The following is a 24,018-nucleotide window of genomic DNA, read 5'->3' as shown; positions in this document are numbered from 1 at the left end:
AGAACGCCGCTGCCGGTGTGTTGGGGGATGCGCCGGCAGCGGCCCCTTTTTCCCAGGTACCGAAGAGGACTTGACGTGCGTGTACTCGTGGTCGAAGACGAACGCGTCCTGGCCGACGCCGTCGCGGTGGGACTGCGTCGTGAGGCCATGGCCGTGGACGTGGTCTATGACGGCGACACCGCCCTGGAACACGCCGCGGTCAACGACTACGACGTGGTCGTGCTGGACCGCGACCTGCCCGGTACCCACGGCGACGAGGTCGCCCGCACCCTGGTGGGCGAGAGCTACAACGGGCGCATCCTGATGCTCACCGCCTCCGACACCGTCCAGGCCAAGGTCGAGGGCCTGCGCCTGGGCGCCGACGACTACCTGGCCAAGCCCTTCCACTTCCCCGAGCTGGTGGCCCGCGTGCAGGCGCTGGCCCGGCGCTCCACCCCGCCGCTGCCCCCGGTCCTGGAGCGGCACGGCATCACCCTGGACCCGGCCAACCACCGGGTCCACCGGGAGGGGCGGGAGATCGCCCTGACGCCCAAGGAGTTCGCGGTGCTCCAGGTCCTCATGCGCGCCCAGGGGACCGTGGTCAGCGCCGAGGGCCTGCTGGAGAAGGCCTGGGACGAGAACGCCGACCCCTTCACCAACGTCGTGCGGGTCACCGTCATGACCCTGCGCAAGAAACTCGGCGCACCACCCGTCATCCAGACCGTGCCCGGCGCGGGATACCGGCTGTGACACCGCCCGACCCGGACGGCGAGCGGTCCACCGGGCGGGCACGGCCCGCGGACACGGCCCACAACGGCGGAGTGGAACCCACCCGCCCGGGGGACACCGGCACCTGGCGCCGCCTGGGCGCGGCCGCCCCGGTCCGTTCGGGGGCCGAGCGCTCGGCCGCCTCCGAGCGGGTCCACCGGTTCGCCGACAACCTCAGCCTGCGCGCCCGGCTCACCCTCATCTACGGGATGCTGTTCTTCGCCGCGGGCTCGGTGCTGGTCCTGGTCAACTACCTGATCGTCGCGGTGCTGCTCAACGCCCTGCTCAGCGAGGACAGCGCGGCCGAACTGGCGGCGCACGGGTACCTCATCGAGGAGGTCCTCACCCACGTCACCCGGTTCTCGCTGCTCGCGCTGTTCCTGGTGGGGCTGCTCGCGGTGGCCCTGGGGTACGCGGTCGCGGGCCGGGCCCTGTCCCCCCTACAGAAGATCACCCGCATCGCGCGCCGGCTCTCCGAACGCGACCTGCACGAGCGCATCGCCCTGTCCGGCCCCGACGACGAGATCCGCGAGCTGGCCGACACCTTCGACGGCATGCTGGAGCGCCTGGACCGCGCCTTCGACGGCCAGCGCCGGTTCGTCGCCAACGCCTCCCACGAGCTGCGCACGCCCCTGGCGATCAACCGCACCCTGCTGGAGGTGGCGCTCAGCGCCCCGGACGTCTCCTCGGACCTGAAGTCCGTCGGCAGGACCCTGCTGGAGACCAACGCCCGCCACGAGCGCCTCATCGACGGCCTGCTCTTCCTCGCCAAGAGCGACCGGGAGCTGGAGGTGCGCGCCCGCGTCGACCTGGGGGAGGTGGCCGGCACGGTGCTCAGCCAGTTCGCCTCGGAGATCACCGACTCCAAGCTGGGACTGCGCCAGGACCTGCGCCCGGCCGTGGTCGTCGGCGACCCGGTCCTGCTGGAGCGGCTGGTCGCCAACCTGGTGGAGAACGCCCTCAAGTACAACGTCCCCGACGGGGAGATCACCGTCCGCAGCGGCCTGTACGAGGGCCTGCCGGCCGTCCAGGTGGAGAACTCCGGCAAGGTGATCCCCGCCTACGAGATCGAGGGCCTCTTCGAGCCCTTCCGCCGCGGATCGGGCGACCGGGTGGGCTCGGGCCGCAGCGCCGGGCTGGGCCTGTCCATCGTCCGCTCGGTGGTGCGCGCCCACGAAGGCGTGGTCACCGCATGGCCACGTTCGGGTGGCGGATTGGTGATCACCGTCTGCCTTCCCGTCCCATCAGGCGAGACGCCCGAACGGCGCTGAACCGGGCCCTTTCGACCCGCCGAACATATCGCCTGGGGCCAGGTAATAGGGCCCAAGCTGCGTCACGCCACGCTTCGTGGTATCTATACGTGTCCGAAGACACGCCCATCCGGGTCACGTGCGCCGACCTCGGGTGGGTATGCTGCCTCGGGCGTGGACACGGAGGGAATCCCTCCTGACGTGGGCATGTCTTCGGTTTTCGCCCGCGGTGAGGGAGTGATCCGCGCTTTGTCCGGGGTGGGCGGAACGGCTTTTCCAGGTCTACGGGACACCCGATGCCGGGTAGTACTCCAGGGGAAACCGGGTCGAAAGCGGCGACTCTTCTGGCCGCCTTCGGACACGGTCCCGCAAAAAGTGCTGCCGACCTGTGAGCGGTGGCCCGGGAGGGGGCACGGTTCACCGGTAATCGGGAAAACTCATCGGCCGAACCGGGCACAACCGAGGTCTCTCAAGCGTTACTACCCGCGCGACGAGGCACTGAACGAGGGGGATGGAGTTAGCAGAGATGGCCACCGACTACGACAGCCCGCGCAAGACTGACGAGGACATCAACGAGGACAGCCTTCAGGAACTGCAGGCTCGGCGCGTGGACAAGGGCACCGGCACGATCGACATCGACCCCGACGAGGTCGCGGAGGGCATGGAACTGCCCGGTGCCGACCTGTCGGGCGAGGAGCTCGCCGTTCGGGTGCTGCCGCGTCAGGCCGACGAGTTCACCTGCTCGCGCTGCTTCCTGGTGCACCACCGCAGCCAGCTCGCCGAGCAGCGGGCCGGACAGCTGGTCTGCAAGGAATGCGCCTGACCGGCCGGGACGGTCGAGGCATCGCCCCGTTCCGGGGCGTCCGGTGCGCCCCCCCTTGACGGGACGCGCACGCACGGGGAGCGAAACCGACGACGGTGGACGGCCGACCGCACGGATCAGTGCGGTGGGCCGCCCACCGTCGTCGTTTCCGGGGGTCAGGCCTCCAGCGCTTCGGGAGCCGTCCGGTGCAGGCCCTTGCGGGCGGTGCGCACGGCCAGGACCCGGGCCACCTCGACGCCGACACCGGCGACGACGGCCCAGCCCAGGGCGCGGCCCAGGCTCACGTCAGGGGATTCCAGGTCCGTGGGCGGCTCCTCGCCGGTCGCACGGGTCCACGCGAAGGTCAGCGCCTTGCGCATGACGAACTCGGCCGCGAACCCGGCCACGAAGCCCAACAGGACCGGGGCGACCTCACCGCCGTCCTTCTTAGCCATGAATCGTTCACCGTTCTTGTCGAGTGCACGGGCACGGGCGGCGGACCGCCCGTCACCCCATGGTCTACCGGAACGATCCTTTCACGCGCGCACCCCCTCGTCGGCGGAGCACCCCGGGCGCGGGTCGGGCGCTCCGGGGGGAGCCGGCCGGGGAGTGTCCGGCGGATCGTTCCGGGGCGTGGCACATCGGTGCGTACCGTGCCGAGAATCCAGGAGCGATCACGCTCCGGAGCGCACTACCATTGCCCCATGACCAACCGCTCTCATTCCTTCCGCATGCCCGACAAGCCTTCGCTGGACGGTATCGAGGCGAAGTGGGTCGACGTATGGGATGAGTCCGGCGTCTACCACTTCGACCGCACGGCCGAGCGCGAGGACGTCTACTCCATCGACACCCCGCCGCCCACGGTCTCGGGGTCGCTGCACATCGGCCACGTCTTCTCGTACACGCACACCGACACCGTCGCGCGCTTCCAGCGGATGAACGGCAAGGCCGTCTTCTACCCCATGGGCTGGGACGACAACGGCCTTCCCACCGAGCGCCGGGTCCAGAACTACTACGGCGTCCGCTGCGACCCGTCGGTCGCCTACGACCCGGAGTTCGAGCCCCCGGCCAAGCCCGACCCCAAGCGGCAGGTCCCCATCTCCCGCCGCAACTTCATCGAGCTGTGCGACCGGCTCACGGCCGAGGACGAGAAGGTCTTCGAGTCGATCTGGCGGCGTCTGGGCCTCAGCGTCGACTGGCGGCACACCTACGCCACCATCGACGACAACTCCCGGGCCGCCGCCCAGCGTGCCTTCCTGCGCAACCTCGCCCGCGGCGAGGCCTACATGGCCGAGGCGCCCACCCTGTGGGACGTCACCTTCCGCACCGCGGTCGCCCAGGCCGAGCTGGAGGACCGCGAGCGGCCCAGCGCCTACCACAAGGTCGCCTTCCACAAGCCCGACGGCACCCCGGTCCACATCGAGACCACCCGCCCCGAGCTGCTCGCGGCCTGCGTCGCCCTGGTCGCCCACCCCGACGACGAGCGGTACCGGGACCTGTTCGGCACCACCGTCACCACGCCGGTCTTCGGCGTCGAGGTCCCCGTCAGGGCGCACCGGCTCGCCGACCCCGAGAAGGGGTCCGGCATCGCCATGATCTGCACCTTCGGCGACACCACCGACGTCACCTGGTGGCGTGAGCTCCAGCTGGGGACCCGGCCCATCATCGGCTGGGACGGGCGCATCATCGCCGACCCGCCCGCGGGCCTGGAGTCCGGCGCGGCCCGCGAGGCCTACGACCGCCTGGTCGGCGCCACCGTCCACACCGCCCGCGAGCGGGTCGTCGAGATGCTGCGCGAGAGCGGTGACCTGGTCGGCGACCCCAAGCCCATCACCCACCCGGTCAAGTTCTACGAGAAGGGCGACAAGCCCCTTGAGATCGTCACCACCCGCCAGTGGTACATCCGCAACGGCGGCCGTGACGAGGACCTGCGCCGACAGCTCGTCGAGCGGGGCCGTCAGCTCACCTGGCACCCCGAGCACATGCGCGCCCGCTACGAGAACTGGGTCGAGGGCCTCAACGGCGACTGGCTGATCAGCCGCCAGCGCTTCTTCGGCGTCCCCTTCCCGGTCTGGTACCCGCTGGACGCCGACGGCAACCCGCGCTACGACGAGCCGATCCTGCCCACCGAGCAGCAGCTGCCCGTCGACCCCAGCTCCGAGGCGCCCGCCGGGTACACCGAGGAGCAGCGCGGCCGGGCGAACGGGTTCATGGGCGACCCCGACGTGATGGACACCTGGGCCACCTCGTCGCTGTCCCCGCAGATCGCCTCCGGCTGGGAGCGCGACGAGGACCTGTTCCGCCGCGTCTTCCCGATGGACTTCCGCCCCCAGGGCCAGGACATCATCCGCACCTGGCTGTTCTCCACGGTCGTGCGCGCCAATTTCGAGAACGGCACCCTGCCCTGGCACACCACCGGTATCTCCGGCTGGATCCTGGACCCGGACCGCAAGAAGATGTCCAAGTCCAAGGGCAACGTCGTCACCCCGTTGGCGCTGCTGGAGAAGTACAGCTCCGACGCGGTCCGGTACTGGGCGGCCAGCGGCCGTCTGGGCACCGACACCGCCATGGACGAGGGACAGATGAAGGTCGGCCGCCGGCTGGCCATCAAGATCCTCAACGCCAGCAAGTTCGTCATGTCCGTCGCGGGCGAGGGTGCGGTCGCCGACCCGGCGAGCGTCACCGAGCCGCTGGACCGCGCGATGCTCGCCTCCCTGGCCGAGGTCGTGGAGGACGCCACCGCGGCGTTCAACGCCTACGACCACACCCGGGCCCTGGAGCGCACCGAGCGGTTCTTCTGGGACTTCTGCGACGACTACCTGGAGCTGGTCAAGGCCCGCGCCTACGACACCGGGTCGGCCGGGGGCGCGTCCGCGCGCGCCGCGCTGCTCATCGCCCTGGGCGCCCTGCACAAGCTCTTCGCCCCCTTCGTCCCCTTCGTGGCCGAAGAGGTCTGGAGCTGGTGGCAGGAGGGTTCCCTGCATGCCCAGTCCTGGCCGGACGCCGCCGAGTACCGGGCCGCGGCCGCCGACGGCGACCCCGTCGTCCTGGCCGCCACCGCCGAGGTCCTGCGGGCCGTCCGCAAGGCCAAGTCCGAGGCCAAGCTGTCCATGCGGGCCGAGGTCGAGCGGGTCCGGGTCACCGGCAAGCGCGTCGAGGCCGCCCGGGCCGCGGCCGCCGACATCGCCGCCGCCGGCCGGGCCGCCGGGATCGACTTCCAGCCCACCGACGACGCCGAGCTGACCGTCGAGGTCACCCTGCCCGTGGCCACCGAGGAGCCCGGCGCCTAGCCGCGTGACCTGCGCCGTCGCGGCCGGAGCGGATCCCCGCCCCGGCCGCGGCGCGTTCGCGCGGGGGCGCGGCGGGTGACGGGCGGGACGAAGCGGGGCGCGGGCCCCGAGGGGCGCCGTCGAACGCCGAGGCAGCGCCCCGGGGGCGATAGGCTCGGCGAATGTGAGTAGCGCATCCCCGGAGGGCGGACGGATCCCGATCACGGTCCGCCGCCTGGACCCCGGCCTTCCCCTGCCCGAGTACGCGCATCCCCAAGACGCGGGAGCCGACCTGTACACCGCCGTGGACGTCGTCCTCGCGCCCGGGGAGCGGTCCACCGTCCCCACCGGCCTGGCCATCGCCCTGCCGGACGGGTACGCGGCCTTCGTGCACCCCCGGTCGGGTCTCGCGGCGCGCTGCGGGCTCACGATCGTCAACGCCCCGGGCACGGTGGACGCCGGATACCGGGGCGAGATCAAGGTGACCCTGCTCAACACCGACTCCGCGGACCCCGTGAAACTCATCCGGGGCGACCGGATCGCGCAGTTGGTGATCCAGCGTGTGGAACGGGCCGTGTTCGTCGAGGCGGACACCCTGCCCGAGTCGGTGCGCGGAGCGGGCGGTTTCGGTTCGACCGGGGGCAGCGCCGCACTGCGGTGACGTACGTCCCCGACCCGGTGCGACCCCGGGACCAACGGAGAACGAAGAGGTGAGGGCGTGTTTGGACGCCGCCGCAAGAAGCGGAAAGAAGAGGCCGGCAGAGCCGGGGCCCCTCGTGAGGGCGCGGCCGGTGCCGTCTCCTTCGACAACGAGGTGCATCCCGGGGCCGCGGCGGATCCCGGCGGCGAACCCGTCAAGGAGGCCGACCGGTACCGGTCCAACGGTCCGTGGGACGCCGCCGAGGACGCCCCCGAGCTGAAGCGCATGGACCTGGGCGGGATCCGGGTGCCCCAGGAACAGGGCACCGAGATCCAGGTCAACGTGGCCCAGGACGCCCAGGGCAAGCAGAAGGTCATCGGCGTGACCCTGGTCCGCGGCAAGAGCGCCGTCCAGGTGCAGCCCTTCGCCGCACCCAAGTCGTCGGGCCTGTGGGACGAGATGCGCGAGGAACTGCGCGAGCAGGTCGAGAAGCAGGGCGGCAAGGTCGAGGACCACGACGGCACCTTCGGCCCCGAGCTCAAGGCCCTGGTCCCGGTGCCCGGCCGGACCACCGAGGACGGCCGCCAGCTGGCCCAGCGGGTCCGGTTCATCGGCGTGGACGGCCCGCGCTGGGTGCTGCGCGGTGTGATCCGCGGTGAGGGCGCCGCCAAGCCGGAGATGATGGCCGAGGCGGAGAAGCTGTTCTCCGATGTCGTCGTGGTGCGCGGCGACCAGCCCGTCCCGCCCGGCGAGCTGTTGCCGATCACCGTGCCCAAGCAGGTCCAGGAGCAGTTGGCCAAGGCCGCCCAGGCGCGCGCCGCCCAACAGGACCAGGCCCGCCGGGCCGCCCGGCGGAGTGCGCCGGGGACCACGCCCAACGGGGCGCAGCCCCGCGACCCGGGTGCCTCGCCCAACGGCTCCGCACAGGCCTGACGGTCATGACGGAACCGCCCCCGAGCCCGGCGGGTTCGAGGGGGCGTCGCGACACCGATCGAACCGAACGGGTTCCGGCGGACGCTCGGCCGGGGAGTCCCGGCCGAGCGTTCCGCGTGGACGGCGCTTCGGCTTCTGGGCGACGTGCCCGAGATCCAACGGCCCGTGGACGGACGGGTCCGTGCCCTTGGGGAGGTACCGCCGCAGCGGGATGGTGTCCCACCGAGTGGTGTGGCCTCGTTCGACCCCCTGGTCCCGGGGGTGACGACGCACTGGTCGGCGATCCGTTCTTGTTCGAACAGCCGTTGTTCTCACACCACTCGACGGGACACGACCCGCAGCGGGCCGTCGGTGTTCCCGTTCGACCCACGCCCCGGCGCCGGGGCGTTCCCGTGTCCGGGGCGGTTTCGCCGTAAGGTGGGTCGATGACGAACGACAGCGCACCCGCCCCCCTGCCGGAGGACTGGATCCGGGCCCTGGCCGTGGCCGCCCACCCCGACGACCTGGAATTCGGCGTCTCCTCGGCGATCGCCCGCTGGACCCGCCAGGGCAAGCAGGTCGTCGAGCTCATGGTCACCCGCGGGGAGGCGGGCATCGACACCGTGGCGCCCGAGGAGTGCGCCCCGCTGCGGATGGCCGAGCAGCGCGCCTCGGCGGCGGCGGTGGGTGCCGCCGCGGTCGAGTTCCTGGACTTCCCCGACGGCCTGCTGGAGTACGGGCTGCCGCTGCGCCGCGCCCTGGCCGAGGCGATCCGCAGGCACCGACCCGAGGTGATCATCTCGATCAACTTCCGCGAGCACTTCGCCGGGGGGAGCGGGTTCAACCACGCCGACCACCGGGTGATGGGCCCGGCCCTGCTGGACGCGGTCCGCGACGCCGCCAACCGGTGGGTGTTCACCGAGCAGCTCGCCGGCGGGCTGGAGCCCTGGTCCGGGGTGCGCTTCGTCGCGTTCGGCGCCTCACCGCGGGCCGCCCACTTCGTGGAGCTGAGCGAGGACGACCTGGCGGCCGGGGTGGCCTCCCTGGACGCCCACCAGGTCTACCTGGCCGCCCTGGACGGGTTCGACCAGAAGGCGTTCCTGCCGCAGGCCGCCGCGGCGGCGGGGGAGTGGGCGGGGGTGCCGCTGGCCACCGGTTTCGAGGTGTTGGACGTCTGAGGCGGGTCCGGCCCGCACGCGTGCGGGCCGGACCGCGCTCACCAGGGGTGCTTCAGGGGCTGTGCGGGTCCGGGGTCGACGGGGTCGGTGACCCGCCCCAGGAAGAGCGCGGCGGAGCCGCGGCGCAGGACGAACGCGAACGGCCGGTCCACGTGGAACTCCACGGGCCGTTGCGGCATCGCGGCCGCCACCGCCATGACGGCGGTCGCCGCGGCACCTTCCGCGCCGACCTCGTCCACGCTGAGCACCGCCCGGTGGATGATCGCGTCCACCTGGAGCGGGTCGCCGGTGATCCCGCGTAGGTCGTCACCGGGCCCGCCCGCCGTGGCCGCGAGTTCGGGCAGCAGCGGCAGCAGCTCGAAGCCGCTCTCCACCCGAAAGCGCGGCAGTGCGACGTCCACGCGCTGCGAGCGCAGGGCCCCGCACAGCTCCCGGTGGGCCCCCTCGGTCAGCACCGGCGGCTCCGTGCCGCCGTCCTCCGACAGGAGGACGTCCAGGTACAGGTCGTGGTGCCCGGCCAGGGTGAGCATGCGCAGCCCCGCGGCCTCGGCCACCTGGAAGTGGTCGGTCAGGCGCATGGTGGGTACCGGCCGGTCGCCGCCGGGGGCGTGGAACACCTGCTCCACGGTGTGCGCCGAGTCGAACGGGGAGGTCCACACCAGCCGCACCCACAGCGCGTTGAGCAGCACGGACTCGGTGTCGGCGGTGACGGTCCCGGGCGGGAGCAGGTCGGGGATCATCCCCCGGGTGACCTCGGTGACGGCGGCGTTGATCTCCTCGCGCACCTTCTCCGGGGCGGCGGCGAAGTCCGCACGGTGCACCGCGGAGGCGGGGCGTTCGGCCAGCGCCGCGGCGAACCCGGGCAGGACCGTGCGGTCGGCCCGCACGTACAGGTCGTTCACCGACGCCAGCTCCAGTGGCGGGACCTCCTCGGCCTCGGGAGGGGCCCAGCCGCCCACACCGCCCAGTGCGGTTCCGCCGGCGTCGGCCGCCACCGCCGCGTCCAGCGCGGCGACGTGCCCGTCCAGGGAGCCGCGGTCCGCCGCCAGCAGGCGGGTCAGCGCCGCGAGCACCTCACCCGAGGCCCCGGCGGCGAGCAGGGACAGCGCCGCGGCCGCCGAGTGCGGCGACCACACGTGCGAGGTGTCCGGTTCGGCCAGGGAGTCCTCCAGGGACAGCGCGAAACGGAGGTGGTCGGGGTCGAGTTCCGGTGTCATGGCGGGCCTTCCACGGGGAGGGGTCGGGTCGGGCTCAGGCGGCGGGTCCGGGGTCGACGGGATCGGTGACCCGGCCCATGAAGAGGATCGAGGCGCCGCGGCGCAGGACGAACACGAAGGGCCGGTCCACGGTGAACTCCACCGCCCGGGACGGCAGGCCCGCGCGCAGCATGATCACACCGGTGGCGGCGGCCCCCTCGGCGCCCTTCTCGTCCACGCGCAGCACCGCCTGGTGCAGGATCTCGCTGACCGCCAGCGGTTGCGGGCTGATGGCGTCGAACCGCGCCTGGCCGCCGACCATCTCCTTCAGGCCCAGCCGGGTCAGCGGGCCCAGCAGGGACACGCTGGTGCGCACGGTGAACCGGGGCAGCGCCAGCTTCGTCATCGTCGGGGCCTGGGCCCGGTACAGGGCGGCCGGCAGTTCGGGGGCCAGCGGCGGCGGTGTGGGGGCGGCGGTGTCGGGCAGCAGCACGTCCAGGTACAGACCGTGCCCCCCGGCGAGGGTGAGCAGGCTCCACCCGTGCGCGCGGGCCAGCGGCAGCCTGGCGGTGCGGTGCATGGTGGCCACCGGTCTGGGCCCGCCCGGCGCCCGGAACGGCATGGGTCTGGTGTTGGCGGGCTTGAACGACTCCTGCCAGACCATCTTCACCCACAGGGCGTTGACCAGCAGCAGCCGGACGTGGGGCGGTGGCAGCCCCGGCGGCAGCAGTTGGTCGATGAGGCCGCGGGTCACCTGGGCGACCCGGCCGTTGATGTACCGGCGGACGCCCTCGGTGTCGCTCAGGAAGTCGACGTTGGCGATCTCCGCGCCGCCCCGGGCGCGCACGTGGTCCACGAACGTCCGGCGCAACGGCAGGTCCCGGGGGACGTACAGGCCGTTGAGCACGGCCAGGTCCAGCCCGGGCTCGGGGGCCACCGAGGAGTCCAGGTCGAGCAGCTGCCCGGCGAAGTCGCGGCCGATCAGGGAGACGATCTCGGCCAGGGTCCGGTGGGACGCACCCGAGGCCAACAGGGCCAGCACGGTGCCGACGGAGTGGGGCGACCACACGTGGGAGGTACCGGGATGGATCAGTTCCCGGTCCAGTGCGGCGGCGAACTCCAGGTGGTCCCTCCGGGGGAGGGGGATGGACGACATCGGGCTCCTCGGATCGGTGGTTCTCCGGGGCCAGCGTACGGAGTACCGGCGCCGCAGGCCAGGGTCACCCGGCCGGACCGCGGCCGGACCCGGCCGCGGTCCGGCCGGTGAGAAAACGGTGAGAAGCCCTGCGGACCATCCGCCGCGCACACGGACGAACCGTCCGATACCGCTCCGGTCGGGGCCGGGAGGCCGGGCAGGGGTCGCGTAGTCTGGGGCATCAAGACCGTGCACCCCCCGCCCGGGGGCGGCACCGACGACGCGGAGCGGACCGGGAGCAGATGACTGAGCAGCAGCGCGCCGATGAGGGGACCGGCCGGGAGCCCGGGGAGACGCGGCCCCCGGAGGTGACCGAGGAGACCGTCGAGGCGCTGGTCCGCTCCCAGCTCGCCAAGGCGCTGGGCGGCAAGCGGGGCATGGTCGAGGCGGCCGTCCCCACCCTGACCTTCACCGTCTCCTACATCATCGGCTCGGACCTGCGCCTGTCGATCGGCCTGGGGGTGGCCGCGGCCCTGCTGTTGGGCGTGCTGCGGCTGATCCAGCGCTCCTCGGTGCAGTACGTCGTCACCAGCCTGTTCGGCATCGGCATCGCCGCGGTCTTCGCGATGCGCAGCGGCAACGCCGCCGACGCCTTCCTGCCCGGCATCATCTACAACGCCGTCTACGCGGTGGTGCTGAGCCTGTCGGTGCTGGTGCGCTGGCCCGCCATCGGACTGATGATCGGCCCGTTCATCGGGCACAAGGAGGACTTCACCTCCTGGCGGGAGAACCCCGCCGTGGTCTCACTCGCGTCCAGGCTCACCTGGCTGCTGGTCCTGCCCTGCGTCATCCGCGTGATCGTGCAGTACCCCCTGTGGGCGGCCGCCACCTACGGCGGGGCGAACACGTTCGCGGCGCTGGGCCTGTCCAAGGTCGCCATGGGCTGGCCGCTCCAGGTGGCGGCGTTCGCGGCGATGGTGTGGGTGCTGGCCCGCGGCCGCACCCCGCTGGCCGGGCCGCCCGCCGCCCGGGACTGACCGGGAGCCCCGCACCCTCCGGGGTCCGCAGGGGGCGCGCCCGCCGGGCGCGCCCCCGCCCTTCAGGCCCCGGACCCCTCGCCCACCGGGTCCAGGACCTCCTCCAACGAACCCAGCGACTCGGGCTCGGCCAGGAACACCACGGTGTTGCCCACCGACAGCACCCGCTCGGGCTCAGGCGCGCGCACCCCGCCCGGGCCCACCACCGCGACCAGTGCCACGCCCTCGGGGAGCACCGCCGTCAGCTCGCTCTCGGGACGACCCGCGAACGGACTGCGCGCGTGCAGCACCGACTCGGCGATCTCCGCGCCCGGCAGCGGCGGCAGGGCGTCCTCGTCGGAGGGCTCCTCCTCCGGGTCGTCCTCCACCAGGTCCGCGATCAGCCGCGGCGGCGACACCGCCAGGTCCACCCCCCACGAGTCGTTGAACAGCCACTCGTTGACGGGGTCGTTGATCCGGGCGATCACCCGGCCCACCCCGAACTCGGTCTTGGCCAGCAGGGACACGACCAGGTTCACCTTGTCGTCGCTGCTGGCCGCGACCACCACGTCGAAGTCGCCCAACCGGGCGTCCTCCAGCGTGGACAGCTCACAGGCGTCCGCCAGCAGCCACTCCACCTGCGGCAGGTCGTCCACCCCGATCGCCCGGGTGTCCCGGTCGATGAGCAGGACGTCGTGCCCGTTGCCCGCCAGCTCCGTGGCGATGGAACGCCCCACGCTCCCGGCACCCGCGATCGCGACGCGCATCGCTACACCTCCTCGTCACCGTGCAGTCGTGCGGACAGGCCGTCCAGGTCCCGGGTGTCGGCCACCGCGTGCAGCACGTCGCCCGCCTCCAGGACCACCTCCGCACCGGCCAGCACGATCCGACCGCTGCGGGTCAGGTACACCACCCGCAGCGGGGCCCGCTCCTCCACCTCGGCGACCGGCCGGCCCGCCCACCCGTCGGGCAGGGTGACGTCGGTCATCGCCAGCGTCCCCGAGGCGTCCTGCCACTCCGGCCCCGTGGTCAGGCGGTCGTCCCCCGGCACCATCCGGCGCAGGATCGAGTCCGCCGTCCACCGCACCGTCGCCACGGTGGGGATGCCCAGCCGCTGGTACACCTCCGCGCGGCGCGGGTCGTAGATCCGCGCCACCACGTGCTCCACCCCGAACGTCTCGCGCGCCACCCGGGCCGCGATGATGTTGGAGTTGTCCCCGTTGCTCACCGCGGCGAACGCCCGCGCCCGGTCGATCCCGGCGGCCAGCAGCACCTCCCGGTCGTGCCCGAGCCCCCGGACCGCGTGTTTGGCGGTGTCCCCGCGCAGCCTCCGGAACGCTTCGGGGTCCTGGTCGATCACCGCCACCGTGTGCCCCAGGTCCACCAGTGTGTGCGCCAGCGTGGACCCCACGCGGCCGCACCCCATGATCACGATGTGCACCTCGCCCGCACTCCCGTCGAAACAGCGCCTCCCGGGCTCGGGGCGTCACCCCGTGCCCTCTCAGTGACACCTTGGCACATCGGCCACCGTCCCGTGCGTTCGGGCCGACACCGGCGGGGCCGCACCGGCCCTCCGACGCCGAGCGTGACCGGACCCGGCCCGCGGTGGCGGTAGATTGGGGCGGTCGGTGACCGTGCGTGCAGGTCACCCGCGGGACGTGCGCCGACGCGCACTCCGGGACGCCCCGCAGCGTCCCGCCACAGCCTCCTCCCGCGACGGGCGACGCCCCGTGGACGCCGCCGCACCACATCCGCGATCCCCGGAGGAAATCCGCCATGACCCGTGCCGGTACCGAGTTCGAGCTGACCGTCGACGACGTCGCCCACGGCGGGTGGTGCGTGGGCCGCCACAACGGGCAGGTGGTGTTCGTCCGCCACGCCCTGCCCGGCGAGCGGGTGCGGGTGCGGGTCACCGAACGCACCAGCAACCTGCTGCGCGCCGAGGCGATCGAGGTCCTCACCGCCTCCCCGGACCGCGTCGAGGCCCCCTGCCGGTTCGCCGGGCCGGGCGCCTGCGGCGGCTGTGACTGGCAGCACGCCGCCCCCGAGGCCCAGCGGCGGCTCAAGGCCAAGGTGGTCGCCGACCAGCTGCGCCGGATCGCCGGGATCGACCGCGAGGTCGTCGTCGAGGAACTGCCCGGCACCCCCGGCGGCCTGGGCTGGCGTACCCGGGTGCGGTTCGCGGTGGACGCCGACGGCAACCCCGGTCTGCGCCGCCACCGCTCCCACGACATCGAGCCGGTGGACCGCTGCCTCATCGCCCACCCCGGCGTCACCGAGCTGGGCGTGACCGAGCTGCCCTGGCCGGGCGTGCGCGAGGTCGAGGCCGTGGCCGCCGCCGAGCGCGCCGACCGGGCGATCGTGGTCACCCCCACCGGGGCCAAACTGGGCACCCTGCCCGAGCTGAAGGCCTCCAGCGCCGTGCTGCGCCGCTTCAAGGGCGGCCGCGTCCAGCAGGTGCGGGGCCGCCGCGGGGTGCGCGAGATCGTCGGAGAGCGCGAGTTCCGGGTGGGCGCGGGCGGGTTCTGGCAGGTCCACCCGGCCGCCGCCCGCGTGTTCACCGAGGCGATCCTGGCCGCGCTGGCCCCCAAACCGGGGGAGACCGCGCTGGACCTGTACTGCGGTGCGGGCCTGTTCACCGCCGCCCTGGCCGAGGCCGTCGGCCCCGAGGGGCGTGCCCTGGGCGTGGAGAACGGCACCGAGTCGGTGCGGGACGCCCGGTACAACCTGCGCGACCTGGAGCAGGTGCGCATCGAGCAGCACGACGTGGCCGCGCAGATGCGCGAGTGGGCCGACGTGCGCGCCGACGTGGTCGCCCTGGACCCGCCCCGCGCTGGGGCCGGCGCCGAGGTGGTCCGCTCCATCGCCGGGACCCGGCCGCGGGCGGTGGCCTACCTGTCGTGCGACCCGGCCACCCTGGCCCGCGACCTCGCCGAGTTCGACCGTGCCGGGTACCGGCTGGTCGATCTGCGGGCCTTCGACGCCTTCCCGATGACCCACCACGTCGAGTGCCTGGCGGTGCTGGAGCCGGTCAACCCGGCCCGCCGCCACCGCGAGGCCCGCGAGGAGTAGCCGTGCCGGGGGCGGCCTCCACCCGGGTACGCCGTCGGGAGCCCTCCCGGCCTTGAGTCGGCCTCCAAGGTGGCGTAGGCCCCGGCGGCCTTTGAACCGCTCGGAGGGGCCGCCGGTGACCCGGATCGGGACGACGGTGCCGTCCTCGGGGAGCGGGGAGGCGTGTGCGGGGCCGGGGAGGGCGACCAGTGCGGTCGGCAGGGGGAGGGCGGCCACGGCCGCCGGGGTAGTGCGCGAGGGGAGGAGCCCTTCCCGGTCGGGGGAGCGGGGGCGACCGGCGGCGTACCGACGCCGGCACCGGCCGGTCCAGGGGCAGGACCGTCGGTGGTTTCGACGCCCCCCGCGCCGTCGGCCGTACCGCGGGTAGTCTCGGCGGCGAGAGGGAGGACGCAACATGACCGGACGGATGCGGGTCCCCGGACCCGACCACCCCATCACCATCGAGCCCACCGGCGCGCGCGTGGTCGCGCGGGTCGGCGGCCGGATCGTCGCCGACACCACGGCCGCGCTGACCCTGCGGGAGGCCTCCTACCCGCCGGTGCAGTACATCCCGCTGGCCGACGTGGACCCGGCGCTGCTGAGCTCCACCCCGACCACCACCCATTGCCCCTACAAGGGCGACGCCGCCTACCGCACTCTCACGGTCGACGGGGTCGAACTGACCGACGCCCTGTGGGTCTACGAGGAGCCCTACCCGGCGGTCGCGCAGATCGCCGGACACGCCGCCTTCTACCCCGACAAGGTCGAGGTCACCGTCGAGGACTGACCCGGACGCGCGGACGGCGGGGCGCACCGGTGCGCCCCGCCGTCCGCGCGCCGGTGGTCAGCGGCGCCCGGGGGCCGGGGCACGCAGCACCGCCAGACCCAGCACCAGGACGCCCAGGCCGGTCCAGGAGGCCGGGGCCAGGCGTTCGTGCAGCACCAGCACGCCCAGCAGCGCGGCCACCGCCGGTTCGGCCAGGGTCAGCGTGGTGGCCACCACCGCCGGGGTGTGCCGCAGCCCCTGCCCGAACAGCCGGTAGGCGCAGAACACGGTGAACACCGCCAGGTACAGGGCGACCGCCGCGCCGCTCCCGGTGGCCAGCCAGCCCGCGCCCAGGGCGGCGACCACCGGCAGCGCCAACAGCCCGCCGCCCAGGAACAGGGCCCCCATCACCGCGGACGACCCGTGGCCGCGCCGGATGAGGCGTTCGGCGATGAGGGCGTAGGCGGAGTAGGAGAACCCGGCGGCCAGCGCGGCGAGCACGCCCAGCGGGCGCACCGGGTCGGCGCCGCCGCCCTCCGAGCCCAGGACCAGTACCGCGCAGCCGGCCACGGCCGCGGCGGTGGCGACGGTCCAGCGCAGGTCGGGCCGCCGCCGGTCGGCCCACCAGGCGAGCAGCCCGGAGAACACCGGCGAGGAGCCCAGGGTGATCACGGTGGCGACCGCCACCCCGGCCTCGGCCACGGCCGGGTAGAACGTCAGCGGGTATCCGGCCACCGCCACCGCGCCCAGGGCCAGTGCGCGACGGGTGGCCGGGTCCGAGCGGCCGATGAGCGACCGGGCGCCCCGGCCGGTCAGGAACAGCAGGAACCCGCCCAGGACGAGTCCGGCGGAGCCCACCGCGGCGGCGGGCGCGTGGGAGGCGCCCAGGGTGGCGGCGGTGCCGGTGGTGCCCCACAGGACGGCCGCGGCCAGGATCGGCAGCGGGCCCCGGAACAGGGTGAGGGCGGGGGTCGGTGAAGAAAGGTCGTGTGACACGGTCGTGTTCTCTCCGTCATCGTGCGTCTGGGGACGTCCGGTGCGGGCGCACGACGGCGGCCGACCGCGGTGCGGTCGGGACTCGCTCAGCTCGGGAGTGCGGTGCGCCCGGTCAGGCGCACGGGGGTGGCAGTACGACGTGCCAGTGCGGGTTCTTCACGGGGGCAGCCTAGTACACCTCCGGTCATGGGACTTCTTCCGGGGCGGTGGCGGGGACGCTAGTCTCGCCGGATGACCACCACCTGGAACCCCGGCGCCACGGGTGTTCTGCGCCTGCCCTCGGGCCGGCTGGTCCGCGGCCGCCCGCTCGCCCGGCCCGTTCCGGAGGGCCCGGAGCCCGACCTGGGCGTGTACCTGCTGGGCAAGGCCCCGCCGCCGGTCCCCTGGGAGTCCCGCTGGGTGCGCTGGCCCGACTTCCGGCTGCCCGCCGACCCCGCGGCCCTGGCCCGGGAACTGGCCGCGGCCCTGGAACGCGCCGCCGACGAGCGGGTGGAGTTCGCCTGCCTGGGCGGCCGCGGCCGCACCGGGACCGCCCTGGCCTGCCTGGCCGTCCTGGACGGGGTCCCGGCCGCCGAAGCCGTCGCCCACGTGCGCGAGCACTACTCCCCGCACGCCGTCGAGACCCGCCGTCAGGCGCGCTTCGTCGTGGACTTCACCGGCTAGACCGCGGGGCCCTCGGGACCGGGGGTGTCGTCGTGGCCGCGGGAGCGGCGGCGGGCCAGGTAGACCGCGGCCGCGCCGCCGCCGACCGCCAGTACACCGGCGGTGACCAGGCCGGCCAGGGCGGCACCGGTGACGGGCAGGCCACCCGGCCCGCCGTCCCCGTCGTCGGCCGCCGGGGCGGAGGTCGGCGTGGGGCTCTGCGCCGCGGGGTCGGCGCCCTCGTCGGGGTCGCTCTCGTCGGGGCCGTCCGTGGCGGGGGCCTCGGCCCCCGGGTCCGGGGACGCGTCCTCCCGCGGGGACGCCCCGTCGGTCGGCTCCCGGTCGCCCTGCTCCCCGGCGGCGGGGGCGTCCCCGGTGCCGCCGTCGGCGGGGCACTCCACCGACACGGCCGCCATCGTCAGGTCCAACAGCTCGGTGCCGTCGACGGTGGCCGTGACAGCGGTGTACATCTCACCCGCGCCGGTGTCCCCCTCGGCCGGGGTGTGGTCGGTCACCGTCACCTCCGCGGTGCTCCCGTCGGGCAGTTCGACGTCGGCGGTGGCCTCGCCGCCGGAGGGGGTGATCGCGGTCCCGAACACGGTGACGACCCGTTCGGGTTCCGGGCCGCTCTCCCATTCGAGGTTCCCGGAGAAGTCACAGGTGAGCGAGTTGCTCAGCGGTCCGACCTCGACCGCGGGCGTGTCGGTGCCGGGCAGGGACAGGGTGAGTCCGCCCAGTTCGGCGATCGCCTCGGCCCGCCCCTCGCCCCGAGCCGTGGTGTTGACCGTCGCCTGCGCGGGCCCCACCACCGACACCGGTTCGAGCAGCCCGCCCTGGTCGCCGGAGGTGTCGGCGCCGAGCCGTTCCTCGCCCACCTCGGAGCTGACGTAGACGGTGCCCCACAGCCCCTCGGCGCCGCCCGCGTCGGGGGCCACGACCAGGCCGACCAGGGTGGCGCTCGCCGTCGCCGGGAAGGTCGGCGCGCCGAGGGCGGGTGCGATCGACACAGGGACGGCGGCGATGCCCAGGGCGACCGCGCAGGAGACGGTACGGCGAAGACTCAACGGATGCCCACCTCGCGAAAGACCCGGCGCGCGGCCGGGAAAGCCATGGATGATCGCGAGTCTAGGTATCGACCGGCAAAGCGACGGGAAAGGGCGCACCGGCCCCGGGGACGGTGTCCTTCCTGTCTGCGGGGGTCAGGTGTCGGTCGGGCACAGCGGAGCGTACGGGTTCCAGGCCTCGTACAGGTTCGGCTCCATGTCGGAGAACACGGTGTTCCACTCGGCGGCCTCGGCGATCCGGTCCTGGTCCTCGGCGATCGGGACCTCCAGCAGCGCGGCCAGTTCCAGGGTGTCCATCCCACCGGAGGAGATCCGCTCCCAGTGCTCCTCCAGCAGCGCGTGCATCCGCTCCGGGGGCACCGAGACGATCCGCCGCCCCAGTACCAGGTCGGCGGGGGAGGGGGCCAGGTCGGCCAGGGCGATCGCCATCGTGTCGGTCCGCAGGTAGAGGTCGTCCGGGGTGTGGGAGGCGACGACGCGGTCCACGACCCAGGCGACCACGACGGTCCGGGCCTGCCCGGTGCCCCGGCAGTCGTCCAGCCCGTAGGGGGCGGGCGGGCCGACGGACATCCCCAGCGTCTTGCGGGCGAACGACGAGTACAGGTACGAGTACCACGGATGCGAGTCCGGGTCCATGTAGTCGTGGACGGTCACCGCGGGCCGGGGGACGTCGAATTCGCGGGTGTACCAGTTGGCGTCCTGCCACACCACCGGGGCGTCGGCCCGTGCGGCCTCGGGCAGTTCGTCCAGGACCGGGTCCAGGGCGGCGTGCCAGGAGGGCACCCAGGAGTCGTAGCCGGGCAGCGGGCAGTAGGTCACGCCCTCGATCTCCTGGCAGGGCCAGGGGCCCTCCACCCCGTACACCTCGTCGTCGGCGTACTCCCGCGGTTCCGACGCCCCTTCGCGCCACACCGTCGAGTTGCCGTGGACGGCGACCCCCAGGGCCCCGGCCGCCAGCAGGGCCGCGGCGGCCGAGGTGGCGACCAGGACCCGAACGCGGTGCCGGGCGCCCAGCACCAGCACCAGCAGTGCGGCCGTCACCAGGCAGCTGTAGGCCAGCGAGTGCAGGTTCACCGCGGACAGGGACACCGAGAAGTCGGGGAAGGGGCTGATGACCTGTTGCAGGGCCACGGTCGCGCGCGATACGGCGCTGTTGAGCCGCTCCGAGAACACGATGCCGTTGTAGACCAGGTACAGCGGCAGGCAGAGCGCGAGGAGGACCAGCGGCAGGTACGACCGGGTCCACAGGACCAGGAGCAGTGCCCCGAGCGGTCCGGCGGCCGCGACCAGGAAGGGCACCGGGAACGCGAACGGGTCGATGATCCCGGCGGGCGGCAGGGGTTCGGCGGCCAGCCACAGCCACAGCCCCAGCCCGGTCAGGAGCGCCCACAGCAGGAGCACGGCGGCCAGCGCCAGGGCCGTGATCCTGCCGGTGCGGCCCAGCGGGGTCGCGGAGATGACCGGGTGGCGGGCCTCGCGTACGGCGGAGGGGGTCACGGCGCCGAACCCGATCGCGGCGAGGAACAGGGCCGACGTGGACATCTCGGCGTACCAGGAGTCCACCGACTGGCCGGGGTAGGAGCCCGACCACGTGGAGTACAGGAGGAACAGCACCGAGCCGGGCAGCAGGAACGGCCCGCGCAGCAGTCGCACCGTGTTGAACACGGTCAGTCGGACGAAGGTGGCGGTGCGCCTCACCGCACCGCCTCCGCGGGTTCGGCCCCGGACACGCCGACGAGCAGCAGGTAGGCGTCCTCCAGGGTGGGTTCCACCGCTCTGAAGGCCGTCCCGGGCGGCAGCGGCGACCCCGGGGTCAGGACCCGGTGGCGCCCGTCGGGCAGCCGCCAGGAGGTCAGGCCGCTGCCGGGGTCGCCGGGACCCTCCCACACGTGCCCGCGGGCGCGGGCCAGCAGGTCCCCGGGAGCCCCGTCGAAGACGACCCGGCCCCCGTCCAGGCACACGATGTGCCCGCACAGCGCGGCCACGTCCTCGATCTGGTGGGTGGACAGCACGACGGTGCTGTCCACGGCCAGCCGGGACACCAGGTTGCGGAACCGGATGCGCTGCTCGGGGTCCAGCCCCACCGTCGGCTCGTCCAGCAGCAGCAGGTCGGGGTCGCCCATCAGGGCCGACGCCAGCGCCAGGCGCTGGCGCATGCCACCGGACAGGCGGCGCACCCGGCTGTGCCGCCGGTCGTACAGCCCGACCTGCCGCAGCACCCGGCGCACCTCGTCGTGCCGGGCCCGGCGGCCGCCCAGTTCCTTGAGCACGGCCATGTAGTCGAGCAGGGCGAACGCGGTGAAGTGCGGGTAGAAGTCGGGGTTCTGCGGCAGGTAGCCCAGCCGCCGCCGGATATCGGTGCGCTCGGGAGCCCGGGACGGGTCCAGGCCGAGCAGGCGCATCCGGCCGGAGGTGGCGTCCAGGTCGGTGGCCAGGCAGCGCATCAGGGTGGTCTTGCCGGCGCCGTTGCGGCCCAGCAGGCCGGTCACTCCCGGACCCAGCTCCAGGTCCACCCCGTCCAGGGCGGTCCGGGTGCCGTACCTGCGGGTCACCCCGCTCAGGTGCACCCGGCCGGTGAGGGCGGTGGTCATGCCATCCTCACCCGGAGCAGCAGCATGCCGGCCAGGACGGCCAGGGCCACGCCCCAGCACGCCTGGGCCTGGGGGGCGAACACCCCGACGGGGACCGTCTGCCCGGACAGGGACACCAGGCCCAGGACCGCCAGCCACAGGACCCCCACGATCCCCGAGGCCGCGCTCAGGTGGATCCAGTTGCCCAGCAGGAGCGAGCCCGCGACCAGGGTCAGGGAGGGCAGCAGCCAGAAGACCGCGTCCCAGGCGGTGGTGGTGTGCGGCAGCAGCAGCGCCGCACCGGTGCACAGCAGCAGGGCCGGGACCAGGACCGCGCAGGTGCGCAGGAACAGCAGCCGCTGCCCGGCCATGGGTGTGACCGAGGCCAGGGTGTGCGCCGGGTCGCCCCCGCGCCCGTAGGCCAGGGCCACGCCGACCAGCGGGACCACCGGCGCCAGGAAGAAGAACATCAGTGAGCCGCGCGGCAGCAGGTACGCGGCGAACAGGGCGGCCGCCAGGACCACCACGGTCGAGCCGAGCCAGGCCTGGTAGAGCCGCGGGGTGGCGGCGAGGAGCTTGGCGGTCTCCGCGCGCAGGCCGACGGAGGCCAGCACGGTCTCGACCGGGCCGCGCCGGGGCCGGTCCACCACGTCGCGCAGGGACGCCCAGCCGTCGGCCAGCCACGATTCGTCGGCGGGCAGCAGGGATCGGCAGGGCGCGCAGTGCATCAGATGGGCCTCCACCGACATCGCGGTGATCTCGTCGCTTCTCCGGGCCGCGTAGTCGTGGGCCTGGGCCGGGGTCAGGTGCCAACCGCTCATGACGTCAATGCCTCCCGCAGGCGCGCCTTGGCGCGCATCACCCGTGTCTTCACGGTGCCTTCGGGGATCTGGAGAATCTGTGCGGCCTCCCGCACGGTGAGTCCGTCCAGCACGGTCGCCTGTATGGCGGCCCGCAGTTCGGGGGACAGGGTGTGCAGGGCCGCGCCCAGGGGGCCGTGCTCGATGTTGAGCAGCACGGTGTCCTCGGCAGAGGCGTCCCCGATGGTCTCGTAGGGTTCGGCCTCGATGTCGGAGATCCACCGGTTGGCCCGCCGGCGCAGCTGTGAGATGAGCTGGCGGATGGCGATGGTCCACAGCCAGGCCCCGGCGTCGGTGTCGCCGGGCCGGGGTGTGAAGGAGCCCGCGTTCTTCCACACGGCCAGGAAGGTCTCCTGGAGTGCGGCGTCGACCTGGTCGTGGTCGGAACAGCGGTAGTTCAGGCGCGCCCGCAGCCAGGGCGCATGCCTGCGGTGGAGGATCTCCAGCGCCTCGGCCTCGCCCGCCGCGATGGCGGTCAGCAGCACCGGGTCGGTGCTGTCGGGGCCGTAGGAGGGTGCGCGGCGGTGCGCGCGTCGGAACAGCTTCACGGTCGGGTTATCGCTCGGGGCTCGAAGGACGGTTCTCGGTGTGCGGCCTTTTCGACGCTACCCGCGCGCCGGGGGGAGATCGCCCCCGCGAGTGGGCGAAAATGGGGTTTATGCGCCTGAGGATCTTCCTTGAGCCCCAACAGGGGGCCACCTACGAGGACCAGCTCGCTGTGGCCAAGGCCACCGAGGAGCTCGGATTCGACGCCCTTTTCCGCTCTGACCACTATCTGCACATGGGGGACGGCACCACCGGCCTGCCCGGGCCGACCGACGCCTGGATCACCCTGGCCGGGCTGGCCCGGGAGACGTCTCGGATCCGCTTGGGCACGCTGATGACGGCGGCGACGTTCCGCTACCCGGGTCCGCTGGCGATCGCGGTCGCGCAGGTGGACCGGATGAGCGGCGGCCGGGTGGAGTTCGGGTTCGGAGCGGGCTGGTACGAGGAGGAGCACGCCGCGTACGGCATCCCCTTCCCGACCACGGCCCGGGAGCGCTTCGACCGCTACGAGGAGCAGCTCGACATCATCACCGGCCTGTGGTCCACGCCGGCCGGCGGCACGTTCCGCTACGAGGGCAAGTACTACCGGCTGGCGGAGGGGCCCGCGCTGCCCAAGCCGGAGCAGAGCCCGCGGCCGCCGGTGCTCATCGGCGGTACCGGCCCGCGCCGGACCCCGCGCCTGGCCGCGACGTTCGCCGACGAGTACAACGTGCCGTTCTCGTCGGTGGCCGACACCGGGGCCGCGTTCGACCGGACGCGGGCGGCCGCGGCGGCGGTGGGACGCACCGATCGGATCGTCTACTCGGCGGCGCAGGTGCTGTGCGTGGGCCGCGACGAGGCCGAGATCGCCCGGCGGGCGAAGCGCATCGGCCGCGAGGTGGACGAGCTGCGGCTCAACGGCCTGGCCGGGACGCCCGCCGAGGTGGTCGACAAGATCGGCCGGTTCGCGGAGTCGGGCGCCGAGTGCATGTACCTCCAACTGCTGGACATGGCGGACCTGGAGCACCTGGAACTGGTGGCCGCCGAGGTGGCCCCGCAGCTGGGCTGAGGCGCGCCGGGCGCCGACGGGGTGCTGGAGGCCGGGGTTCCGGGAGCTCCGGAGGAGCCGAAGGCCCCGGCTCCCCGAAGACGGCGGGTGGGCCGAGGGAAGAGGGGGTTCGAAGAACACGGGGGCGCCGGTCGGGGGGAGGCGCCCGCACGATAACTTGATATCGAGATACAAGTGGGATAGCTTGATGTCAAGATAAAAGAGGGTTCCCCCCGGCCCGGGCCGCGCCCGGGTGTGTGACGTCGACCTCTCGGCGTCTCCCGGCCCCGAGCATCACGGGCGTCCGCGCGCAGCGGACCGCCTGGCCTGCGATGAGTGGTGTCGTCGCAG

23 protein-coding genes are annotated in these 24,018 nt (G+C 73.6%); 12 read left to right on the top strand and 11 right to left on the bottom strand.

The window, feature by feature from the left end:
• The first annotated feature begins 75 nt into the window (after positions 1 to 75).
• The 3 genes from QJS33_RS11700 to QJS33_RS11690 all read left to right on the top strand — a co-directional run bounded on the left by QJS33_RS11700 (position 76) and on the right by QJS33_RS11690 (position 2,820).
• Positions 76 to 729, top strand: a complete 654-nt coding sequence (locus tag QJS33_RS11700; RefSeq protein ID WP_306367944.1) for a response regulator transcription factor — start codon at positions 76 to 78, stop codon at positions 727 to 729.
• 71 nt (positions 730 to 800) lie between these two features.
• Positions 801 to 2,018, top strand: a complete 1,218-nt coding sequence (locus QJS33_RS11695; RefSeq protein ID WP_306367957.1) for a cell wall metabolism sensor histidine kinase WalK — start codon at positions 801 to 803, stop codon at positions 2,016 to 2,018.
• 505 nt (positions 2,019 to 2,523) lie between these two features.
• On the top strand, positions 2,524 to 2,820 hold the full coding sequence (locus tag QJS33_RS11690) for a DUF4193 domain-containing protein (RefSeq protein ID WP_220565672.1): 297 nt from the start codon (positions 2,524 to 2,526) through the stop codon (positions 2,818 to 2,820).
• Positions 2,821 to 2,975: 155 nt separating this feature from the next.
• On the opposite strand, the gene QJS33_RS11685 is transcribed toward QJS33_RS11690, so the two are convergent.
• Positions 2,976 to 3,254 (bottom strand): DUF4235 domain-containing protein, encoded by a 279-nt coding sequence (locus QJS33_RS11685; RefSeq protein ID WP_306367943.1) that lies wholly within the window; start codon positions 3,252 to 3,254, stop codon positions 2,976 to 2,978.
• A 249-nt stretch (positions 3,255 to 3,503) separates the two neighbouring features.
• On the opposite strand from QJS33_RS11685, the gene valS reads away from it, so the two are divergent.
• From valS to QJS33_RS11665, 4 genes are all read left to right on the top strand, one after another.
• Positions 3,504 to 6,089 (top strand): valine--tRNA ligase, encoded by a 2,586-nt coding sequence (valS, locus tag QJS33_RS11680; RefSeq protein ID WP_306367942.1) that lies wholly within the window; start codon positions 3,504 to 3,506, stop codon positions 6,087 to 6,089.
• A gap of 163 nt (positions 6,090 to 6,252) precedes the next feature.
• The gene (gene dut / locus QJS33_RS11675; protein ID WP_306367941.1) at positions 6,253 to 6,729 is read left to right on the top strand and encodes a dUTP diphosphatase; all 477 of its coding nucleotides are present in this window, start codon (positions 6,253 to 6,255) and stop codon (positions 6,727 to 6,729) included.
• 57 nt (positions 6,730 to 6,786) lie between these two features.
• Positions 6,787 to 7,641 carry a DUF3710 domain-containing protein gene (locus QJS33_RS11670; RefSeq protein ID WP_306367940.1) on the top strand — a complete coding sequence of 285 codons (855 nt, stop codon included), beginning with the start codon at positions 6,787 to 6,789 and terminating at the stop codon, positions 7,639 to 7,641.
• Positions 7,642 to 8,066: 425 nt separating this feature from the next.
• Positions 8,067 to 8,798 carry a PIG-L deacetylase family protein gene (locus tag QJS33_RS11665; RefSeq protein WP_306367939.1) on the top strand — a complete coding sequence of 244 codons (732 nt, stop codon included), beginning with the start codon at positions 8,067 to 8,069 and terminating at the stop codon, positions 8,796 to 8,798.
• Positions 8,799 to 8,836: 38 nt separating this feature from the next.
• Here the strand turns inward: QJS33_RS11665 and QJS33_RS11660 are convergent, their stop codons facing one another.
• Both QJS33_RS11660 and QJS33_RS11655 read right to left on the bottom strand, forming a co-directional pair.
• Positions 8,837 to 10,015, bottom strand: coding sequence for a serpin family protein (locus QJS33_RS11660; RefSeq protein ID WP_306367938.1), 1,179 nt, complete (start codon positions 10,013 to 10,015; stop codon positions 8,837 to 8,839).
• A gap of 34 nt (positions 10,016 to 10,049) precedes the next feature.
• A complete protein-coding gene (locus tag QJS33_RS11655) occupies positions 10,050 to 11,150 on the bottom strand; it encodes a serpin family protein (protein ID WP_306367937.1) in 1,101 nt (366 codons plus the stop codon).
• A gap of 281 nt (positions 11,151 to 11,431) precedes the next feature.
• Between QJS33_RS11655 and QJS33_RS11650 the strand changes: the two genes are divergently transcribed.
• Positions 11,432 to 12,166, top strand: a complete 735-nt coding sequence (locus tag QJS33_RS11650; protein WP_306367936.1) for a DUF3159 domain-containing protein — start codon at positions 11,432 to 11,434, stop codon at positions 12,164 to 12,166.
• Between the two features lie 62 nt (positions 12,167 to 12,228).
• On the opposite strand, the gene QJS33_RS11645 is transcribed toward QJS33_RS11650, so the two are convergent.
• Both QJS33_RS11645 and QJS33_RS11640 read right to left on the bottom strand, forming a co-directional pair.
• Entirely contained in the window at positions 12,229 to 12,912 is a 684-nt protein-coding gene (locus tag QJS33_RS11645; protein WP_306367935.1) for a TrkA family potassium uptake protein, read from the bottom strand.
• A gap of 2 nt (positions 12,913 to 12,914) precedes the next feature.
• Complete coding sequence (locus QJS33_RS11640; protein WP_306367934.1) at positions 12,915 to 13,586, bottom strand: TrkA family potassium uptake protein; 672 nt, start codon at positions 13,584 to 13,586, stop codon at positions 12,915 to 12,917.
• Between the two features lie 335 nt (positions 13,587 to 13,921).
• On the opposite strand from QJS33_RS11640, the gene QJS33_RS11635 reads away from it, so the two are divergent.
• Together QJS33_RS11635 and QJS33_RS11630 are read left to right on the top strand one after the other, a co-directional pair.
• A complete protein-coding gene (locus tag QJS33_RS11635) occupies positions 13,922 to 15,217 on the top strand; it encodes a class I SAM-dependent RNA methyltransferase (RefSeq protein WP_306367933.1) in 1,296 nt (431 codons plus the stop codon).
• A gap of 394 nt (positions 15,218 to 15,611) precedes the next feature.
• Positions 15,612 to 15,983 carry a DUF427 domain-containing protein gene (locus tag QJS33_RS11630; RefSeq protein WP_306367932.1) on the top strand — a complete coding sequence of 124 codons (372 nt, stop codon included), beginning with the start codon at positions 15,612 to 15,614 and terminating at the stop codon, positions 15,981 to 15,983.
• 57 nt (positions 15,984 to 16,040) lie between these two features.
• Here the strand turns inward: QJS33_RS11630 and QJS33_RS11625 are convergent, their stop codons facing one another.
• A complete protein-coding gene (locus QJS33_RS11625) occupies positions 16,041 to 16,958 on the bottom strand; it encodes a DMT family transporter (protein ID WP_306367931.1) in 918 nt (305 codons plus the stop codon).
• Positions 16,959 to 17,189: 231 nt separating this feature from the next.
• Between QJS33_RS11625 and QJS33_RS11620 the strand changes: the two genes are divergently transcribed.
• On the top strand, positions 17,190 to 17,621 hold the full coding sequence (locus QJS33_RS11620; RefSeq protein ID WP_306367930.1) for a protein-tyrosine phosphatase family protein: 432 nt from the start codon (positions 17,190 to 17,192) through the stop codon (positions 17,619 to 17,621).
• Here QJS33_RS11620 and QJS33_RS11615 read toward each other — a convergent pair.
• From QJS33_RS11615 to QJS33_RS11595, 5 genes are all read right to left on the bottom strand, one after another.
• Positions 17,618 to 18,664 carry a hypothetical protein gene (locus QJS33_RS11615; RefSeq protein WP_306367929.1) on the bottom strand — a complete coding sequence of 349 codons (1,047 nt, stop codon included), beginning with the start codon at positions 18,662 to 18,664 and terminating at the stop codon, positions 17,618 to 17,620. The two genes, QJS33_RS11620 and QJS33_RS11615, sit on opposite strands and share 4 nt — an antisense overlap.
• A 135-nt stretch (positions 18,665 to 18,799) precedes the next feature.
• Positions 18,800 to 20,362 (bottom strand): hypothetical protein, encoded by a 1,563-nt coding sequence (locus tag QJS33_RS11610; protein WP_306367928.1) that lies wholly within the window; start codon positions 20,360 to 20,362, stop codon positions 18,800 to 18,802.
• Positions 20,359 to 21,255: an ABC transporter ATP-binding protein gene (locus QJS33_RS11605; RefSeq protein WP_306367927.1), complete on the bottom strand. Its 897-nt coding sequence runs from the start codon at positions 21,253 to 21,255 to the stop codon at positions 20,359 to 20,361. Before QJS33_RS11605 ends, QJS33_RS11610 begins: the two co-directional genes overlap by 4 nt.
• Positions 21,252 to 22,055 carry a zf-HC2 domain-containing protein gene (locus QJS33_RS11600; RefSeq protein WP_306367926.1) on the bottom strand — a complete coding sequence of 268 codons (804 nt, stop codon included), beginning with the start codon at positions 22,053 to 22,055 and terminating at the stop codon, positions 21,252 to 21,254. Before QJS33_RS11600 ends, QJS33_RS11605 begins: the two co-directional genes overlap by 4 nt.
• Entirely contained in the window at positions 22,052 to 22,642 is a 591-nt protein-coding gene (locus QJS33_RS11595) for an RNA polymerase sigma factor (protein ID WP_306367925.1), read from the bottom strand. Before QJS33_RS11595 ends, QJS33_RS11600 begins: the two co-directional genes overlap by 4 nt.
• A 110-nt stretch (positions 22,643 to 22,752) precedes the next feature.
• Between QJS33_RS11595 and QJS33_RS11590 the strand changes: the two genes are divergently transcribed.
• Complete coding sequence (locus tag QJS33_RS11590; RefSeq protein ID WP_306367924.1) at positions 22,753 to 23,688, top strand: LLM class F420-dependent oxidoreductase; 936 nt, start codon at positions 22,753 to 22,755, stop codon at positions 23,686 to 23,688.
• The last annotated feature ends 330 nt before the right edge of the window (positions 23,689 to 24,018 follow it).

This window comes from Nocardiopsis sp. CC223A, from assembly GCF_030766825.1.
Classification (GTDB): Bacteria; Actinomycetota; Actinomycetes; order Streptosporangiales; family Streptosporangiaceae; genus Nocardiopsis.
Note: the sequence above shows the minus strand (reverse complement) of the source record. Positions and strands in the feature narration are given on the sequence as shown.

Bases quoted from the DNA above. Each gene is read 5' to 3' on its own strand.
- QJS33_RS11690 (WP_220565672.1), top strand. From the start codon at position 2,524: ATGGCCACCGACTACGACAGCCCGCGCAAGACTGACGAGGACATCAAC.
- QJS33_RS11685 (WP_306367943.1), bottom strand. From the start codon at position 3,254: ATGGCTAAGAAGGACGGCGGTGAGGTCGCCCCGGTCCTGTTGGGCTTC.
- QJS33_RS11600 (WP_306367926.1), bottom strand. From the start codon at position 22,055: ATGAGCGGTTGGCACCTGACCCCGGCCCAGGCCCACGACTACGCGGCC.
- QJS33_RS11590 (WP_306367924.1), top strand. From the start codon at position 22,753: ATGCGCCTGAGGATCTTCCTTGAGCCCCAACAGGGGGCCACCTACGAG.
- QJS33_RS11620 (WP_306367930.1), top strand. From the start codon at position 17,190: ATGACCACCACCTGGAACCCCGGCGCCACGGGTGTTCTGCGCCTGCCC.
- QJS33_RS11645 (WP_306367935.1), bottom strand. From the start codon at position 12,912: ATGCGCGTCGCGATCGCGGGTGCCGGGAGCGTGGGGCGTTCCATCGCC.
- valS (WP_306367942.1), top strand. From the start codon at position 3,504: ATGACCAACCGCTCTCATTCCTTCCGCATGCCCGACAAGCCTTCGCTG.
- QJS33_RS11665 (WP_306367939.1), top strand. From the start codon at position 8,067: ATGACGAACGACAGCGCACCCGCCCCCCTGCCGGAGGACTGGATCCGG.
- QJS33_RS11650 (WP_306367936.1), top strand. From the start codon at position 11,432: ATGACTGAGCAGCAGCGCGCCGATGAGGGGACCGGCCGGGAGCCCGGG.
- QJS33_RS11635 (WP_306367933.1), top strand. From the start codon at position 13,922: ATGACCCGTGCCGGTACCGAGTTCGAGCTGACCGTCGACGACGTCGCC.
- QJS33_RS11660 (WP_306367938.1), bottom strand. From the start codon at position 10,015: ATGACACCGGAACTCGACCCCGACCACCTCCGTTTCGCGCTGTCCCTG.
- QJS33_RS11605 (WP_306367927.1), bottom strand. From the start codon at position 21,255: ATGACCACCGCCCTCACCGGCCGGGTGCACCTGAGCGGGGTGACCCGC.
- QJS33_RS11630 (WP_306367932.1), top strand. From the start codon at position 15,612: ATGACCGGACGGATGCGGGTCCCCGGACCCGACCACCCCATCACCATC.
- QJS33_RS11655 (WP_306367937.1), bottom strand. From the start codon at position 11,150: ATGTCGTCCATCCCCCTCCCCCGGAGGGACCACCTGGAGTTCGCCGCC.